The organism is Streptomyces sp. 63XJN7_1_ISO-PGPR-S23-121 (assembly GCF_056173025.1).
This window is the reverse complement of sequence record NZ_CM149653.1, coordinates 364,109-378,316: the sequence shown is the minus strand read 5'-3', so window position 1 is coordinate 378,316 and position 14,208 is coordinate 364,109. Positions and strand designations below refer to the sequence as shown.

Genomic DNA, 14,208 nt, shown 5'->3' with positions numbered 1-14,208 from the left:
GCGGCGTGCACCATGGGGGCATGAGCGTGCGCATCGACATCGCGGGGCTGCGGCCGGAGAGGGTCGCCGTCGTGCCCTCGCCGCTGGGCGAGCTGTGCATGGCGCTGCACGCGCTCTCCGAGCCGGCCCACCACCCGGGTCTCCAGGGCTGGGTGACCGGGGCCTCCGCCCGGCTCGACCCGCACCTGGCCGACCGGATGTGCGAGGCCGACTTCCTGTGGCGGACGACGTTCTCGGACCTGTTCATGCCGTTCGCCGGCATACCCGGCCGCACCACGCTGCCCGGCGCCACCCTCGCCGAGGACCTGGACCTGCTGGACAAGCTGTCGGACGAGCAGTTCGTGGACGCGGCCCTGGAGTTCACCTGCGCCCTGCCGTACGGCACCCGGGGCGCCTCAGCGCTCTCGGACGCCGCGGTGCGCCGGCGCGCCCTCGACCTGGCCGCCGCGCGCGGGCCGCGGCAACTGCGGTTCAGTGAGCGGCTGCTGGCCGACCCGCCCCGGATCCGGGCCTGGCTGCGCCAGTTCCTGCACGACTGCGACGAGGCGTTCTTCTCGGACGCGTGGGCCCGGCTGCGCCACCAGCTCGCGGCCGACGCCCGGCACAAGACCGAGCTGCTGCGGCACCGGGGTCTGGCCGAGGCGCTGGCCGCGGTGTCCCCGGCGGTGGCGCTGGACGAGGCGGCGGGCGTGATCACGGTCGACAAGCTCGGCGACGGCCGCACGGCCACCGGGGACGGCGGCCTGATGCTCCTGCCCACCAGCTTCGGCTGGCCGCACCTGTCGGTCCTGCACCGGTACGGCTGGCAGCCCGTCCTGCACTACCCCGTCGGTGCCGCCGAGCCGGTCTCCCCGCCGTCCGTCGAGCAGCTCACGCTGCGGATGTCGGCGCTGTCCCACCCGGTGCGGATGCGGATCTGCCGCCACCTGGCCCGCAGCGCGTACACCACGAGCGAGCTGGCGCAGGCGCACGGCGTGACGGCCCCGGAGATATCCCGGCACCTGGGGGCGCTGAAGAAGGCGGGCCTGATCACCACCCGCCGCCGCGGCCGGTACGTCCTGCACCAGCTGGACGTGACGGTGGTGGCCCGGCTGGGCAGCGACTTCCTGGAGGGCATCCTGCGGTAGCCCGGCGCCGCCCGCGCGAGCGGTCAGTCGAGGCGGATGTGCCGCAGCCCCACCCCCGTCTGCCGCAGGCGCGTCCGCAGCGCGCCCTCGTCGTTGGGCTCCAGGGTGAGCCCGGCCAGGACGGCGATCCGGTCGGCGGTCCTCGGGACGGTCGTGCGGTCCGTCCACAGGTGCTCGGCGAACTCCGGCTCGCGCAGCCGCTCCAGACAGTGGTCGAGCCGCTCCACGGCCCAGCTCTCGCGGCGCAGACCGGAGTTCTTCCCGGTGACGTACTTCAGGAGGTGCCCGAAGCCCCTCTCGCGCAGCCGCCGCAGGACGGTCTCCCGTCCGGCGAGGAGGGTGAAGTGGCGGACGTCGTGTCCCAGTTCGCGCAGTCGCCCCACGGTCTCGGCGAAGTACGCCGGCTCGGTCACCGTCATGGGGGCGATCACCACGCCGTCGTGCCGGGTCAGGGCCAGGTCGAGGACCTCCACCACCCCCTGCCGCCAGGACACCAGGTCCTGGAAGTCGCCCCGCAGCCCGGGCGGCAGCATGCGGTGCAGCCCGAAGCCGGCGAACTCGGGGTCGCAGACGACACTGCCGGGCAGCCGGCGGCGTATCTCGTGCGCGGTCTGTGTCTTGCCGCCCCCGAAGGGCCCGTTGATCCACAGGAGCATGCGCGGCACCCTACCGACGCCGGGCCCGCGCCGGGGCGTGCTCAGCCGTGTCCGCCGCCGGCCCGCACCAGCCCGGTCTCGTAGGCCAGGACCACGACCTGCACCCGGTCCCGCAGTCCCAGCTTGGTGAGGATGCGGCCCACGTGGGTCTTGACGGTCGCCTCGGACAGCACGAGGCGGGCCGCGATCTCGCCGTTGGACAGGCCCTGCGCGACCAGCACCATCACCTCGCGCTCGCGCCCGGTGAGCCGCCGTAGCTCCGCGTGCCGGGGCTCCTGCCCGGTGGCCGGCAGCATCGGCGCGAACCGGTCGAGGAGCCGGCGGGTGGTGGAGGGGGCGACGACCGCGTCACCGCTGTGCACGGAGCGGATCGCGGCGAGCAGCTCACCGGGCGGCACGTCCTTGAGCATGAAACCGGAGGCGCCGGCCTTCAGCGCCGAGAAGGCGTACTCGTCCAGGTCGAAGGTGGTCAGGATCAGCACCTTCGGCGCGGCCGGGTCCACGCAGATCCGGCTGGTGGTCTCCACCCCGTCGAGCTTGGGCATGCGGACGTCCATCAGGACGACGTCCACGGCGGTGGAGCGCAGCACCTCCAGGGCCTCGACGCCGTCGCCCGCCTCCGCGACGACCTCCATGTCCGGCTGGGCCGCGAGCACCATCCGGAACCCGGTGCGCAGCAGCACCTGGTCGTCGACGAGCATCACGCGGATCGTCATCGGGGCCTCTTCCGTTCTCCGGCCGGTGACCGGCCGGGGTGTGTGACAGGTGTCAACGCCGTACGTGCGTACGGGCGCGGAGGTCAGTGTGCGGGTTTCAGCGGCAGCAGAGCGCTGATGCGGAACCCTCCGCCGGGCCGCGGGCCCGCGTCCAGGGTGCCACCGACCATGCCGATCCGTTCCCGCATGCCGATCAGCCCGTGGCCCTGTCCGTCGAAGCCGCCCTCCTCGTACAGCTCGTGGGGGGCGCCCTTGCCGTCGTCCTCGACGAGCAGGCCGAGCCCGTCGTCGAAGTAGACGAGCCGCACGCTCGCGCCCGCGTTGGGACCGCCGTGCTTGCGGGTGTTGGTGAGTGCCTCCTGCACGATGCGGTACGCGGTCAGCTCGACGCCGCTGGGCAGCGGGCGCGGGGTGCCCTCCACCTTGAAGTCGACCGGCAGCCCGGAGGTGCGGCACTGCTCGACGAGGTCCCCGATCTGCTGGACGTCGGGCTGCGGAACGTACTCGCCGGCCTCCTGGTGCTCGCCGGTGCGCAGCACGCCGAGCAGGCGGCGCATCTCGGCGAGGGCCTGCCGGCCGGTGGAGGAGATGGTCTCCAGGGCCTTCTTCGCCTGGTCGGGGGCCGCGTCCAGGACGTAGGCGGCACCGTCGGCCTGCACCACCATCACCGACACGTTGTGCGCGACGACGTCGTGCAGCTCCCGGGCGATCCGCGCCCGCTCGGCGGCGACCGCGACCTTGGCCTGCGCCTCGCGCTCCTTCTCCAGCCGGGCGTTGCGCTCCTCCAGCTGGGCGAAGTAGGCGCGGCGGGTGCGGATGGAGTCGCCGAGCACCCAGGCCAGGGCGAACGGCACCGCCTGGAAGACCGTTATGGCGATGTTGCCCGCTATGCCGGTGTTCTCGCTGGGCCAGCGCAGCTGGGCGAGGGGCGCGGCGCACAGGCCCGTGGTGAGCGCGACCCGGGAGGCCCAGCGGACGCCGGTCGCGGCGACGGTGTAGACGATCACCAGCAGCGCGAAGTCCGCGGACATCGCCGGGACGTCCAGCGCGAGCTGGCACGCCCCGAGTCCGACGGCCAGCAGCAGCATCTTCTCCGGCATGCGCCGGCGCAGCGCGACCACCAGGCACAGCAGCACGATGAGCGGGACGACCAGCGCCGTGACGTCCTTCCCCTGGGCCTCCTGCTGCGTGGTCACGGAGATCGCGGAGATCCCGAGCAGGGCGAGGGCCCAGAAACAGTCGACACCGATCGGGTGTCTGCGGAGGAAATCGTAGAGGCGCTGCACGTAACCCAGCGTAGGGAAGTGCGATAGGTGCAGGGGTCAACCGGAGGACCGATCCGCGTCCGCCGCGCATACTCCGCAAGGTGGAGGCTCCGCTCGCCTGTGCGCCTAGCCTGGGTCCGTGACGGCGAGGACAGCGGAGACCGACGGGACGGACGGGACGGGCGGAGGGAGCTGGGCCGGCGGCGGCTGGCGCGGCTGGCGGGAGGCCACGGAGGACGCCCTGTACGGGCCGGCGGGGTTCTACCGCGGGCCCGAGGGTCCCGCCGGGCATTTCCGCACCTCCGTGCACGCGTCGCCGTTGTTCGCAGGCGCCGTGGCGCGGCTGCTGTGCCGGGTCGACGAGGCGCTGGGCCGGCCCGCGTCGCTCGCTTTCGTGGACATGGCCGCCGGGCGGGGCGAGCTGGTCACCGGTGTGCTGGCCGCGCTGCCCGCGGACGTGGCCGCCCGCACGCGCGCGTACGCCGTGGAGGTCGCCGGGCGCCCGGACGGGCTCGACCGGCGCATCGAGTGGCTGCCCGGGCCGCCGCGGGGGGTGACGGGGCTGCTGTTCGCGAACGAGTGGCTGGACAACGTGCCGGTGGACGTCGCGGAGGTGGACGCCGCCGGCGTGGCACGGCGGGTGCTGGTCCGGGGCGACGGGACGGAGCGGCTCGGGGATCCGGTGGACGGGCCGGACGCCGAGTGGCTGGCACGCTGGTGGCCGCTGCCGCGCGAGGAGGGGCTGCGGGCCGAGATCGGGCTCCCCCGGGACACCGCGTGGGCGTCCGCCGTCTCCACGCTCGAACGAGGGCTGGCGGTGGCCGCCGACTACGCCCACACGCTGGACACCCGCCCGCCCTTCGGGACGCTCACCGGCTTCCGGGAGGGCCGCGGGACGACGCCGGTACCGGACGGGTCGTGCGACATCACGGCCCACGTCGCCCTGGACGCCTGCGCGGCGGCGTACGGCACGGGAGGCACGGCGGGCGGCGCCGACCGTGCGGGCGGCGCGGGGCACCGGACGGACGCCGTGGGGTGCGAGCCGGTGTACGCGCCCCCCGGCGCGCGGCTGCTCCCCCAGCGCGACGCCCTGCGCGTCCTCGGGGTCGCGGGCGCGCGCCCCCCGCTCGCGCTGGCCGCCACCGACCCGGCGGCGTACGTGCGCGCCCTCGCGCGGGCCTCCGAGGCCGCCGAGCTGACGGCGTCCGGCGGGCTCGGCGACTTCGTGTGGCTGCTCCGGCCGGTCGGGCCCGTCGACGCCGCGCGGCTACTTGTCGATGTCCCCGACGACGAAGAACAGTGACCCCAGGATCGCCACCATGTCCGCGACCAGCGTCCCGGGCAGCAGCTCCGTCAGGGCCTGGATGTTGTTGTACGAGGCCGAGCGCAGCTTCAGCCGGTACGGGGTCTTCTCGCCCTTGCTGACCAGGTAGTAGCCGTTGATGCCGAGCGGGTTCTCGGTCCACGCGTACGTGTGCCCCTCGGGCGCCTTCAGCACCTTCGGGAGCCGCTGGTTGACCGGCCCGGGCGCCAGCCCCGCCAGCCGGTCCAGGCAGGCGTCCGCGAGGTCGAGGGCGTTGTGCGTCTGCTCCAGGAGGCATTCGAAGCGGGCGAGGCAGTCGCCCTCGGTGCGGGTGACGACCTTCAGGGTGTCCTGGAGCTCGCCGTAGGCGAGGTACGGCTCGTCGCGGCGCAGGTCGAAGTCGACGCCGGAGGCGCGCGCGATCGGCCCGCTGACGCCGTACGCGTGCACGGCCTCGGCGCTCAGGACGCCCACCCCGCGCGTCCGCCCCCGGAAGATCTCGTTGCCGAGTACCAGGTCGTCGAAGACGCCCATGCGGGAGCGCACGGCGGCGACGGCGGCACGCGCGCGTGCGGTCCAGCCGGACGGCAGGTCCTCCTTGAGGCCGCCGACGCGGTTGAACATGTAGTGCATGCGCCCGCCGGAGACCTCCTCCATGACGTTCTGGAGGACCTCGCGCTCCCGGAACGCGTAGAAGACCGGGGTGATCCCGCCGAGCTCCAGCGGATACGAGCCGAGGAACATCAGGTGGTTGAGCACCCGGTTCAGCTCCGCGAGCAGCGTCCGCGTCCACACCGCGCGCGGGGGGACCTCCATGCCGAGCATGCGCTCCACGGCGAGGACGACGCCCAGTTCGTTGGAGAACGCGGAGAGCCAGTCGTGCCGGTTGGCCAGCACGATGATCTGACGGTAGTCACGCGCCTCGAACAGCTTCTCCGCGCCGCGGTGCATGTAGCCGATCACCGGCTCCGCGCTCGTGATGCGCTCTCCGTCCAGGACGAGCCGCAGCCGCAGCACGCCGTGCGTGGAGGGGTGCTGGGGGCCGATGTTGAGCACCATGTCGGTGCTCTCCGCGGCGCCGCCGATACCGACCATGGTCTCCGTCGTAGGAGTCATGCGCCCAGTGTCCCCTACGTACGCTGGGTCCATGGAGACGGGGAGCCCTGATCACACGGGCACGGCGGGCGGGGCAGGGGCGACGGGGGCCGGGGCAGGCGCGGCGGCGGACGGACCGGTGTGGACCGGGCTGCCCCCGGGACTGCTGCGGATGCGGCGGCTGTTGCTGGTGGTGTGGCTGGGGCTGCTCGCCCTCGCCGCGGGTCTCCTGCCCGGCCTCCTCGCGGGCCCCGGCTGGGCGGCCTTCGCGCTGCTGCCGCTGGCGGTGCTGGCCTGCGGCTGGGTGATGCTGGAGCGCAACTGGCGCTCGTGGCGGTACGCCGAGCGCGCCGACGACCTGCTGATCACCCGGGGCGTGCTGTGGCGGGAGGAGACCGTCGTGCCGTACGGCCGGATGCAGCTGGTCGAGGTGACCTCCGGGCCCGTCGAACGGTACTTCGGGCTGGCCAGCGTGCAGCTGCACACGGCCGCCGCCGCGACCGACGCGACCATCCCCGGCCTGGACCCGGCCGAGGCGGAACGCCTGCGCGACCGGCTCACCGAGCTGGGCGAGGCCCGATCGGCGGGGCTGTGACCGCGGGCGCCGGGGAGGCGGTGGCCGAGCGCCGGCTGCACCCGGTCACCCCGCTGCGGCGGGCCTGGGCGCCGGTCGCCGTGATCGTCGGGTGGGCCGTCCACGACCCCGACCAGGCACAGCGCCAACTGGCGCGGCTGACCACGACCACGCTGCTGATCGGCCTCGCCGTGCTGATCCCGGCCGCCGCCCTGTACGGCTTCCTGACCTGGTGGTTCACCCACTTCGCCGTGACGGACGCCGAGCTGCGCATCCGTACCGGCCTGCTGTTCCGGCGCACGGCGCACATCCGGCTCGAACGCATCCAGGCGATCGACGTCACCCAGCCGCTGCTGGCCCGCGTCGCCGGGGTCGCCAAGCTGAAACTCGACGTCATCGGCACCGCCAAGAAGGACGAGCTGGCCTTCCTGGGCGCCGCCGAGGCGCGGGCGCTGCGGGCCGAGCTGCTCGCGCGCGCGGCGGGATTCGCGCCGGAGACGGCGCACGAGGTCGGCGAGGCCCCGTCCCGGCACCTGCTGCGGGTGCCGCCCGGTGTGCTGGCCGTCTCCCTGCTGCTGACCGGCGCGACCTGGGGCACGCTGGCCGCCGCCGTGATCGTGCCGACGCTGCTCTGGTCGGCCACCCACAGCCTGTGGACGGTCCTGGCGACCGCCCTGCCGCTGCTGGGCGCGGCCGGAGCGAGCAGCGTGGGGCGGTTCGTCGGGGAGTACGACTGGACGGTGGCCGAGTCGCCGGACGGGCTGCGCCTCGACCACGGGCTGCTGGACCGGGCCCACGAGACGGTGCCGCCGGGCCGGGTGCAGACGGTGCGGATCGTGGAGCCGCTGCTGTGGCGCCGGCGGGGATGGGTCCGGGTGGAGCTGGACGTGGCCGGGTCGTCGAACTCCGTGCTGGTGCCGGTCGCCCCGCGCGACATCGCCGAGTCGGTGGTGGCACGCGTGCTGCCCGGCGCGACGGTGCCGGCGCCGTCGGCGCTGTCGCGTCCGCCGCGGCGGTCCCGGTGGTGCCTGCCGCTGTGGTGGCGCGGCCAGGGCCTGGCCGTCACCGACGCGGTGTTCGCCGCCCGCCGCGGGCTGCTGCGGCGGAGCCTGGCACTGGTCCCGCACGCCAAGGTGCAGAGCGTCCGCCTGACGCAGGGCCCGTGGCAGCGGGCCCGGCGGGTCGCCGACGTACGGGTGGACACGGGGGCGAACAAGACCGTGACCGCGCGGCTGCGGGACGCCGGCGAGGCGGCGGAACTGCTGCGCGGGCAGGCGGAGCGCTCCCGCACGGGGCGGCGGGACGCGCTGCCGGACCGGTGGATGGCGTGACCCGGACCGGTGACGGCGTCCGCCGCCGGGTCCGCTCCGGTCAGGAGGCCGCGCTGCGCAGCCCCTGTACGTCGATCTGCTCGGTCTCGTCGTGGGCCGTCAGGTCGATCACCTGGCCCACCCCCCGGGACTCCTCGCCGGCCGGCTTGAAGGCGGCCTCCGTCTCGGCCTTGTGCAGGGCGAGGGCCTCCTGGCCGACGACGTCGGCGAGGTCCTCGTTCTGCACGGCCTCCAGGGCGGCGGGCGACGCCGTCGCGTCCTTGGTGCCGAAGAAGTCGAAACCGCCCTCGACCACCGGGCGCCGCGCGGGAGCGGCCGGCACGACGGCCACCGCGGTCGGCACCGTGTAGTGCCGGCCGGGCTGCCGCGCGGACGGCTGCTCGGCGGACTGGTCGGCGGACTGGTCGGCCTGCCCCGGCCGACCGGGCAGGTCGTCCGACCGGCCCGGCGCGGTGGTGGGCGCGGCCTCGTGCCCGTCGGCCCCCTCGGGCTGTCCCTGCGCCTCGTCCTCCGGCACGGGCTCGGCCGCCGCGGCGCTCTCGCCGCCGCCGTTGCCGCCGCCGTCACCGTCATCGCCGCCGTCGTCGTCACCGCCGCCGGCGGGCTCACGGTCCTCTCCGGCGGGCGCTTCGTCGTCCTCGAACCGTGCCAGCGCGGCGCTCGCCCGGAGGAACAGCGGGGAGCCCGCCGGCGAGAAGACGGCAGGCGCCCCGGGCGTCTCCCCGGCGGCCTCCGCGGACGCGGCGGCCCGCGGGTCCCCGGTCTCCGCCGGGCGCGTCTCCTCCACCGGGGCCGGCCGGGCCGCGGGCAGCGCGCGTGTCGTCGGCGCGGCCTCGATCTCCAGCAGGCGGCGGCCCTCCAGCGCGCTGGCGCGCTCGGTCTCCGCGGTGGCGTACCGGCGCAGCAGGGAGGCGTGCTCGTTGCGCAGGCCCGCCAGCTCGGTGCGCTTGGCGCGCAGCCGGTGCTCCAGCTTCATGCGCAGCTCGCGCGACTCCTCGAGGTCGGACTCCAGTTCGGCGACCCGTTCCTCGTAGCGCCATTCGTCGCTCGCACGCGCGCGCGTGAGGTCGGCGACGCGCTTGCCGGCCTGGGCGTCCCAGTGACGCATGACGACCGCACCGGCGACCGCCGTCACCGCGGCGGCCGCCGCGAGCGCGCGGAGGACCACCGCCTCGCCGAACACCCAGGGGCCGAGTGCGCAGACGACCGAGACGCCTGCGATCGCCGACGGAGGAAGCAGTCTGTGCAGAGGCGGGGAATGACGGTGACGTCCACGTGGCATGGCCAGAAACTTACCGCGCGTAGGCGAATCTTGGCGCCCCGCCCCGTAAAAACACGGCCGTCTCCGACGCGTTCACACGGCATCAGGATTCCACTTGCCCGCCGTCGCCGAATTAACTCAAGATCATTTCGAGGAAAATCCGCGCGGAGCCCGGCGGCCCCGCGTCAGCGGGCGTCCAGCCGCCCGCCGATCCACTGCAGCGCCGCCGGGATCTCGCGCCGCCAGGTATTGAAGTTGTGCCCGCCCCTTTCGAGGATGATCGACGAGATCCGGGTCGGCTTCTTCTCCTTCACCCGCTCTATGAACTTCAGCGTGTCCTTGTAGTTCGTCTCGCCGGACTTGCTGCTGGTGACGAGCAGCGAAGTGGCCGGCGCGGGCATGTGCTTGACGTACCACCAGAGGTCGGCCCGGTTCCGCAGTTCCTTGTCGCCCTGGAACAGATCGCCGGTCGTCGGGTCGCTCGGGGCGTCGTAGTACGCCGACAGGCCGACTCCGGCGGCGTAGACGCGGGGATGGTGCAGGGCGAGCTTCAGCGCGCAGTACCCCCCGGTCGAATTGCCGACGATGCCCCAGCTGCCCGGGTCCCGGCCCACCCGGTAGTGGGCGAGGACGGCCTCGGGAAGGTCCCTGGCGAAGAACGACTCCGTCTGCGGGCCGCCCGGCACGTCCACGCACTCCGTGTCGCGCGGCGGTGCCACCGTGGGCCGCAGCATCACCAGCACCATCGGCTGCATGCGGCCCTCCTCGGCCAGGTCCCGCGCCGTGCGCGGGTAGTGGAGCTTGCTCACCAGCGCCTCGGTCGTCCCCGGGTAGCCGGTCAGGACGACGGTCGCGGGGAACGTACGGGTGCGGTACCGCGGCTGAAAGTACTCGGGGGGCAGGTACACCTCGGCGGGCGTCGCGATGTGCGTCGTACGGCCGACGATCCGGACGTGCTGGATCTGGCCGCCGATCTCCGGCCGGGCCCCGCCCGCCCGTGTCACCCGCCCCGTGCCGACCACCTGGAGCGGGCCGCGCGCGCCTGCCGAGTGGTCGACCACCACGCCCTGGCCGGTCTCCCGCCCGAACAGGTCGGCCCAGCTCGCGTAGAAACCGAAGGACTGGTTGGCGGCGAGGCCGACCGCGGCGAAGACCGCCAGCTGGGTGGCGAACAGCAGGCCTATCCGGCCCAGGACGGCACGCCAGCCCCGCCGTGCCAGGCGCGGCCACAGCCACACCGTGCCGGCGAACAGCAGCACGCCGGACACAACCGCCAGTGCCAGCAACTTGTTGCTTGTCAGACCCATGCCTCGCTACCTGCCTACGCTTTCCCACGGGTTGCCCGGCCCCCCGTCGGGTTCGCGAGGGGTTGTCCCGCAACTTTCCCCGGCCTTTGAAGGGGCTTTGAGAAGGGGAGTGAACCTCTCCCCTCAAGACACCGTCCTAGAGGGCGCAATGTCGCCGGATGCCCGAAACGGGCCCGGATCCACGGTCTCTCGCAGAACTACGGGTGCGATGTCTGTCAGCACAGATGAGGAAATGTCGGGTGCGGTTCCGAGGATCGCGCCCAAGACCGCCGTCCCCACGCGCGTGGGCCGGGTGCTGCGCGGTCCGCGCCCGGAGGCCGCGCCCGTCCTCGTCGGCAGGGCCTGCACGCTGGTCGGCCTGCTGAACATCGCCGCGGGCGTCTTCCCCCGATTCCGGCACAGCCGCATGCACGCGTTCGCCGAGGTGCTGCCCGGCGCGTTCGGCCCGTTCGCCGCCGCGCTCTCGCTCAGCGCGGGCGTCCTGCTCCTGCTTCTCGCGCACGGGCTGAAGCGCCGCAAGCGCCGGGCCTGGCGGGCCGCCGTGGCCCTGCTGCCGCTGGGCGCCGCCGCGCAGTTCACCTACCGTCATTCCCTCGTCGGCGTGCTCATCTCCCTGGTCCTGCTCGCTCCGCTGCTGCGCCACCGCGACCAGTTCGCGGCACTGCCCGACCCGCGCAGCCGCTGGAAGGCGCTCGCCAACTTCGTCCTCATGGGCGCCGGTTCCCTCGCCCTCGGCCTGGTCATCGTCAGTGTCCACCCGCACCGCATGGTCGGCGACCCGAGCCTGGCCGACCGCATCGCCCACGTGCTGTACGGGCTGTTCGGCTTCGAGGGGCCGGTCGACTACCGGGGCAACACCTCCTGGACGGTGGCCTTCTCCCTCGGCGCGCTCGGCCTGCTCACCGCCGTCACCACCATCTACCTGGCCTTCCGCCCCGAACACCCGGCCGCGCGACTGACGGAGGACGACGAGACGCGCCTGCGCGCCCTGCTGGCCAAGCACGGCAGCCGCGACTCCCTCGGTCACTTCGCCCTGCGCCGCGACAAGGCCGTCGTCTTCTCCCCCAGCGGCAAGGCCGCCGTGACCTACCGCGTGGTCTCCGGCGTGATGCTCGCGAGCGGCGACCCGATCGGCGACGTCGAGGCCTGGCCGGGCGCCATCGAGCGCTTCATGGACGAGGCGCGTGCCCACTCCTGGACGCCCGCCGTCATGGGCTGCTCCGAGACCGGCGGCGAGGTGTGGACCCGCGAGACGGGGCTCGACGCCCTCGAACTGGGCGACGAGGCGGTGGTGGACGTCGCGGATTTCGCCCTCACCGGCCGCGCGATGCGCAACGTGCGCCAGATGGTCAAGCGCATCGAGCGCGCCGGTTACGAGACCCGGGTACGGCGCGTGGCTGACCTCGGCGAGGCCGAGCTGGACCGGGTGCGCCGCGCCGCCGACGACTGGCGGGGCACCGACACCGAGCGCGGCTTCTCCATGGCTCTGGGCCGCATCGGCGACCCCGCCGACGGGGACTGCCTGATAGCCACCGCGCACAAGCAGGACACGGAGCCCGGCGAGTACGGCGATCTCAAGGCGATCCTGCACTTCGTGCCGTGGGGCACCGACGGGGTCTCCCTGGACCTGATGCGCCGCGACCGCTCGGCCGACCCGGGCATGAACGAACTGCTGATCGTGGCCGCGCTCCAGGCCGCCCCGAAGCTGGGCATCGCGCGGGTCTCCCTGAACTTCGCCATGTTCCGCGCGGCGCTCGCGCGCGGCGAGAAGATCGGCGCGGGGCCGGTGCTGCGGGCGTGGCGCGGACTGCTGGTGTTCCTCTCGCGCTGGTTCCAGATCGAGTCGCTGTACAAGTTCAACGCGAAGTTCAAGCCGCGCTGGGAGCCCCGCTTCGTCGTCTACCGCGCTTCCGCCGACCTGCCCCGCATCGGCTTCGCCGCCATGCAGGCGGAGGGCTTCGTCACCCTCACGCCACCGCTCCCCCGCTTCCTGCGCCGCCGCGCGGGCGCACGGCGTCCGTGCGTGCACGGCCTCCCGGACCGGGAGGCCCGGACGGCGTGACGCCGTGCCGCCGGGGCCCGGCGGCACGACTGCCCGCGGCGGCACGGCCACGAAGCCGCACGGCCGCCGCAGGCCCCCCACCGCCGCCGGAGGCATCCGCTCGCGGGGCCTACGCTGAACACATGAGCAAGCAGACCGGCCGCCGCCACCTGGCGGGACTGACCGCATGGGACCGCTGTGCGGTCATGGGGGTCGTCAACGTGACCCCCGACTCCTTCTCCGACGGCGGCCGCTTCTTCGACACCACGGCCGCCATCAAGCACGGCCTCGACCTCGTCGCCGAGGGCGCCGACCTCGTGGACGTGGGCGGCGAGTCCACCCGCCCCGGGGCGACCCGCGTCGACGAGGACGAGGAACTCCGCCGGGTCGTCCCGGTCGTGCGCGACCTGGCCTCCGAGGGCGTCACGATCTCCGTCGACACGATGCGCGCCTCGGTCGCCGAGCAGGCCCTCGCCGCCGGCGCCGCCCTCGTCAACGACGTCAGCGGCGGCCTCGCCGACCCCCGCATGATCCCCGTCGTGGCCGACGCCGACGCCCCCTTCGTCGTCATGCACTGGCGCGGCTTCCTGGAGGGCGGCAACGTCCGCGGCACCTACGCCGACGTCGTCACGGAGGTGGCCGACGAGTTGCACGCGCGTGTGGAGGCCGTCCTGGAGGGCGGCATCGCCGCCGACCGCGTCGTCGTCGACCCCGGCCTCGGGTTCTCCAAGGACGCCGAGCACGACCTCGTCCTCCTCGCCCACCTGGACCGCCTGCTCGCCCTCGGCCACCCGCTGCTCGTCGCCGCCTCCCGCAAGCGCTTCCTCGGCCGCGTCCTCGCCGGCCCGCAGGCCGCCCCGCCGCCCGCGCGCGAGCGCGACGCCGCCACCGCCGCCGTCTCCGCGCTCGCGGCGCACGCCGGAGCGTGGGCCGTGCGCGTCCACGAGGTGCGCGCGACGGCGGACGCGGTACGCGTCGCACGCGCGGTCGAAGGAGCGCGGTGAACGCCCCGCACCTCGACGTCGAACAGGTCGAGGCCACCAACACCGCCTTCTACGAGGCCCTCGAGCAGGGCGACTTCGAGAAGGTGTCCGAGCTCTGGCTCACCCCGTCCGACCTCGGCATCGACGAGACCTACCACGACCCGGCCGACGCCGGTGTGGTCTCCTGCGTGCACCCCGGCTGGCCGGTGCTCACCGGCCGCGGCGAGGTCCTGCGCTCGTACGCGCTGATCATGGCGAACACCGACTACATCCAGTTCTTCCTCACCGACGTGCACGTTTCCGTCACCGGCGACACCGCCCTGGTGACCTGCACCGAGAACATCCTCAGCGGCGGCCCCGCCCCCCAGGGCGACGACGAGCTCGGACCGCTCGTCGGCCAGCTCGTGGTCGCCACCAACGCCTACCGGCGCACGCCCTCGGGCTGGAAGCTCTGGTCGCACCACGCCTCGCCCGTCCTCGCGGAGAGCGAGGACGAGGGCGGCACGGACACCGAGGACACGGCCCCCTGAGCCGCCGGGAGCAAGAAGT

The 14,208-nt window shown here is 74.0% G+C and carries 13 protein-coding genes; 7 read left to right on the top strand and 6 right to left on the bottom strand.

All coding sequences use genetic code 11. The features are described from left to right. The first annotated feature begins 20 nt into the window (after positions 1–20). Positions 21–1,127, top strand: coding sequence for a DUF5937 family protein (locus AC0VYN_RS01805; protein WP_475534497.1), 1,107 nt, complete (start codon positions 21–23; stop codon positions 1,125–1,127). Positions 1,128–1,150: 23 nt separating this feature from the next. Here AC0VYN_RS01805 and AC0VYN_RS01800 read toward each other — a convergent pair whose 3' ends face one another. The 3 genes from AC0VYN_RS01800 to AC0VYN_RS01790 all read right to left on the bottom strand — a co-directional run bounded on the left by AC0VYN_RS01800 (position 1,151) and on the right by AC0VYN_RS01790 (position 3,785). Further along, complete coding sequence (locus AC0VYN_RS01800; protein ID WP_475534496.1) at positions 1,151–1,783, bottom strand: AAA family ATPase; 633 nt, start codon at positions 1,781–1,783, stop codon at positions 1,151–1,153. Positions 1,784–1,824: 41 nt separating this feature from the next. Beyond that, the gene (locus AC0VYN_RS01795; RefSeq protein ID WP_475534495.1) at positions 1,825–2,499 is read right to left on the bottom strand and encodes a response regulator; all 675 of its coding nucleotides are present in this window, start codon (positions 2,497–2,499) and stop codon (positions 1,825–1,827) included. Between the two features lie 83 nt (positions 2,500–2,582). Next, positions 2,583–3,785, bottom strand: coding sequence for a sensor histidine kinase (locus tag AC0VYN_RS01790; protein WP_475534494.1), 1,203 nt, complete (start codon positions 3,783–3,785; stop codon positions 2,583–2,585). A 118-nt stretch (positions 3,786–3,903) separates the two neighbouring features. Between AC0VYN_RS01790 and AC0VYN_RS01785 the strand changes: the two genes are divergently transcribed. Next, entirely contained in the window at positions 3,904–5,067 is a 1,164-nt protein-coding gene (locus AC0VYN_RS01785; RefSeq protein ID WP_475534493.1) for an SAM-dependent methyltransferase, read from the top strand. Here AC0VYN_RS01785 and AC0VYN_RS01780 read toward each other — a convergent pair. Then, complete coding sequence (locus AC0VYN_RS01780) at positions 5,032–6,183, bottom strand: NADH-quinone oxidoreductase subunit D (protein WP_475534492.1); 1,152 nt, start codon at positions 6,181–6,183, stop codon at positions 5,032–5,034. The genes AC0VYN_RS01785 and AC0VYN_RS01780 overlap by 36 nt on opposite strands. A 31-nt stretch (positions 6,184–6,214) precedes the next feature. Here AC0VYN_RS01780 and AC0VYN_RS01775 point away from each other — a divergent pair, with 31 nt between their 5' ends. Next, entirely contained in the window at positions 6,215–6,757 is a 543-nt protein-coding gene (locus AC0VYN_RS01775) for a PH domain-containing protein (protein ID WP_475534491.1), read from the top strand. Continuing rightward, positions 6,742–8,067: a PH domain-containing protein gene (locus AC0VYN_RS01770; RefSeq protein WP_475537056.1), complete on the top strand. Its 1,326-nt coding sequence runs from the start codon at positions 6,742–6,744 to the stop codon at positions 8,065–8,067. The genes AC0VYN_RS01775 and AC0VYN_RS01770 overlap by 16 nt, the downstream gene beginning before the upstream one ends. Before the next feature lie 40 nt (positions 8,068–8,107). Here the strand turns inward: AC0VYN_RS01770 and AC0VYN_RS01765 are convergent, their stop codons facing one another. Further along, positions 8,108–9,349, bottom strand: a complete 1,242-nt coding sequence (locus tag AC0VYN_RS01765; protein ID WP_475534490.1) for a hypothetical protein — start codon at positions 9,347–9,349, stop codon at positions 8,108–8,110. 164 nt (positions 9,350–9,513) lie between these two features. Further along, complete coding sequence (locus AC0VYN_RS01760; RefSeq protein ID WP_475534489.1) at positions 9,514–10,635, bottom strand: alpha/beta hydrolase; 1,122 nt, start codon at positions 10,633–10,635, stop codon at positions 9,514–9,516. A gap of 232 nt (positions 10,636–10,867) precedes the next feature. On the opposite strand from AC0VYN_RS01760, the gene AC0VYN_RS01755 reads away from it, so the two are divergent. From AC0VYN_RS01755 to AC0VYN_RS01745, 3 genes are all read left to right on the top strand, one after another. Beyond that, a complete protein-coding gene (locus AC0VYN_RS01755) occupies positions 10,868–12,697 on the top strand; it encodes a phosphatidylglycerol lysyltransferase domain-containing protein (protein WP_475534488.1) in 1,830 nt (609 codons plus the stop codon). Positions 12,698–12,819: 122 nt separating this feature from the next. Continuing rightward, positions 12,820–13,680 carry a dihydropteroate synthase gene (folP, locus tag AC0VYN_RS01750; protein WP_475534487.1) on the top strand — a complete coding sequence of 287 codons (861 nt, stop codon included), beginning with the start codon at positions 12,820–12,822 and terminating at the stop codon, positions 13,678–13,680. Beyond that, positions 13,677–14,189, top strand: coding sequence for a nuclear transport factor 2 family protein (locus AC0VYN_RS01745; RefSeq protein ID WP_451693296.1), 513 nt, complete (start codon positions 13,677–13,679; stop codon positions 14,187–14,189). Before folP ends, AC0VYN_RS01745 begins: the two co-directional genes overlap by 4 nt. Positions 14,190–14,208 lie beyond the last annotated feature (19 nt).

Bases quoted from the DNA above. Each gene is read 5' to 3' on its own strand.
- AC0VYN_RS01805 (WP_475534497.1), top strand. From the start codon at position 21: ATGAGCGTGCGCATCGACATCGCGGGGCTGCGGCCGGAGAGGGTCGCC.
- AC0VYN_RS01800 (WP_475534496.1), bottom strand. From the start codon at position 1,783: ATGCTCCTGTGGATCAACGGGCCCTTCGGGGGCGGCAAGACACAGACC.
- AC0VYN_RS01795 (WP_475534495.1), bottom strand. From the start codon at position 2,499: ATGACGATCCGCGTGATGCTCGTCGACGACCAGGTGCTGCTGCGCACC.
- AC0VYN_RS01780 (WP_475534492.1), bottom strand. From the start codon at position 6,183: ATGACTCCTACGACGGAGACCATGGTCGGTATCGGCGGCGCCGCGGAG.
- AC0VYN_RS01775 (WP_475534491.1), top strand. From the start codon at position 6,215: ATGGAGACGGGGAGCCCTGATCACACGGGCACGGCGGGCGGGGCAGGG.
- AC0VYN_RS01765 (WP_475534490.1), bottom strand. From the start codon at position 9,349: ATGCCACGTGGACGTCACCGTCATTCCCCGCCTCTGCACAGACTGCTT.
- AC0VYN_RS01760 (WP_475534489.1), bottom strand. From the start codon at position 10,635: ATGGGTCTGACAAGCAACAAGTTGCTGGCACTGGCGGTTGTGTCCGGC.
- AC0VYN_RS01755 (WP_475534488.1), top strand. From the start codon at position 10,868: ATGTCGGGTGCGGTTCCGAGGATCGCGCCCAAGACCGCCGTCCCCACG.
- folP (WP_475534487.1), top strand. From the start codon at position 12,820: ATGAGCAAGCAGACCGGCCGCCGCCACCTGGCGGGACTGACCGCATGG.